The organism is uncultured Rikenella sp. (genome assembly GCF_948810725.1).
Classification (GTDB): Bacteria; Bacteroidota; Bacteroidia; order Bacteroidales; family Rikenellaceae; genus Rikenella.
In genome coordinates this window covers 1-2,010 of record NZ_CAQIVA010000092.1, presented here as the reverse complement: position 1 = coordinate 2,010, position 2,010 = coordinate 1, and the positions used below count along the sequence as shown (strand labels likewise).

The 2,010-nt window shown below is 58.8% G+C and carries 2 protein-coding genes; one reads left to right on the top strand and one right to left on the bottom strand.

Annotated features, from left to right (window positions below):
* Positions 1-590: 590 nt before the first annotated feature.
* Positions 591-833, bottom strand: coding sequence for a hypothetical protein (locus tag Q9S52_RS10675; protein WP_297625261.1), 243 nt, complete (start codon positions 831-833; stop codon positions 591-593).
* Positions 834-877: 44 nt separating this feature from the next.
* Between Q9S52_RS10675 and Q9S52_RS10670 the strand changes: the two genes are divergently transcribed.
* Positions 878-1,699, top strand: a complete 822-nt coding sequence (locus Q9S52_RS10670) for an HAD family hydrolase (RefSeq protein WP_297625257.1) — start codon at positions 878-880, stop codon at positions 1,697-1,699.
* The last annotated feature ends 311 nt before the right edge of the window (positions 1,700-2,010 follow it).

Genomic DNA, 2,010 nt, shown 5'->3' with positions numbered 1-2,010 from the left:
GAATCGCGCAAGGCGCGCGAAAACGCGGCGGAGCGACAGCGGAGCCGCAGTGAGGTCAACACGGGGCAGTGCTTTGGGGTGGAGAGCGAATAGCGCGATTCCGAGAGGAATCGCCGTCCTCGGCGAGAGCGACGCATTAGCGGCGCGAGGGGGCGCGCCGAGGACGAATGGGCTGTGCTTTTGCGGTTCGTAGAACCGCCAGGCCTGCGCGCTGGGCCTTTGGCCCATCCGGGGAGCGCGCGGCCCGAAACCAATAGAATGAGGTGGAGAATTGGGCCCTGTTTCTGCGACTCGCAGAGTCGCGCAGTTCGCTGCCACCCCACGCGGCGGGCTGCAACTCGTCGGAGCTCGTTGCGCCTTCGCTGGCGGCGAATTGCTATAGGCTGAGAGCGAATAGTGCGCCGAAGAAGAGCCCCACAGGTTTGGGCGGAGTTCTTGCGACCCTAAAGGGTCGCGCGGGCCGAAGCCTCCCGCCGCGGAGGGACGCACAGCGTCTTTTGCTACCAGCCTCTACCCCAAACCCCGCAGGCTTCGGCCCACATAAAACTCCTAATGAAAGTATCTCGGCCATCTTTTGAGTGCCGCTCGGCTTATTCCGAGAGGCAACGCAACTGAAAACCGTAGCCGCGGTGGTTCGTTCCGGAAAGATCGAGCCACGTCACCGCAAAACAAAAGTTCATGCCAAGGGTGTCGCAGACCGTTGAAGACCACCCGTAACCGTTGCTGCCGATGTAGTACAGCGCGCCCGAGGCGCTGCTGCGGTAGCCCGGGGCGGGAGAGACGCTAACCAAACACCGGGCCGCCACTCCCATCCGCCCGATCTGAGATGACAACCTGCGTGAAAATCCCTACCTTTGTGGAAATCGAGCAGAAAGGTATGGTACTCGCACTGATTTACGACTTCGACGGCACCCTCTCTCCCGGGAACATGCAGGAATACGACTTTATCCCCGCCATCGGGAAAGACAACCGCGAGTTTTGGGACAACTGCAACCGCGTGGCCGAAGTGAACGACGCCGACCCGATCCTCACCTACATGAACGAAATGATCCGGCAAGCCACCGTGAGCGGCGTTTCGCTGCGTCGCGAAGCTTTTGCCGAATCCGGGCGGAAAGTCCAGCTTTACGAAGGAGTTGAAGGATGGTTCGCGCGCATCAACCGCTACGGACAATCCAAAGGAATTCGGGTCGAACATTACATCAACTCCTCCGGGCTGCGCGAGATGATCGAAGGAACATCCATCGCCAAACACTTCCGGAAGATTTTCGCCAGCTCGTTTCTCTATTCGGTAGACGGAGTGGCCTATTGGCCGGGCGTGGCAGTCAACTATACGAACAAGACCCAGTTCATTTTCAAGATTAGCAAAGGGATCGACAGCGTATACGACTCCAAAGCCGTGAACCGCTATCAGCCCGAAGAACAACGTCCCGTACCGTTCACCCATATGATCTATATCGGCGACGGGACGACCGACATTCCGTGCATGCGGCTCGTGAAAGAGAAGCAGGGGCACGCCATTGCGGTATATAATCCGGCCGATCGGGAAGTGGGACACTCCCTTCGTCAGCTGGTTCAGGAGCATCGGGTGAATTTCGTCGCCCCGGCAGACTATTCGCCGGGCAGCCGGCTGGACGAAGTCGTGAAAGCGATCGTTGATAAAGTCGCCGCCGACGATCGCTTGAAGCGCCTGGAACTGTGAGTTTGATCATTTGATTTCGAGTAGAGCAGTTGGCCTTTACTATTTTTCAGCAATCGCGCGGCCCTGCCTTAGGAGGGGAATCGTCAAAATGTGCTGGCACGTTTTGACAAGATTTCCCAAGGCGCGCGAACAAAGCTCGACCCGAACGCGGACAAAGAACGGGGGCTGAGGCTGGTAGTTGAAATGCGCCAGCATTTCCCGTCCACGGGACGTGGGGCCCGCGCGGCCCGAGCGCAGTACCCTCCCGTAAGGATGACGCGCGCCACGCCTGAAGAAGCGATTCAACTATTTCGGCGGTAGCCGAATATAGC

What these genes read in the sequence shown, in the direction of transcription:
- Q9S52_RS10670 (WP_297625257.1), top strand. Translation starts at nt 878, where the DNA reads ATGGTACTCGCACTGATTTACGACTTCGACGGCACCCTCTCTCCCGGG.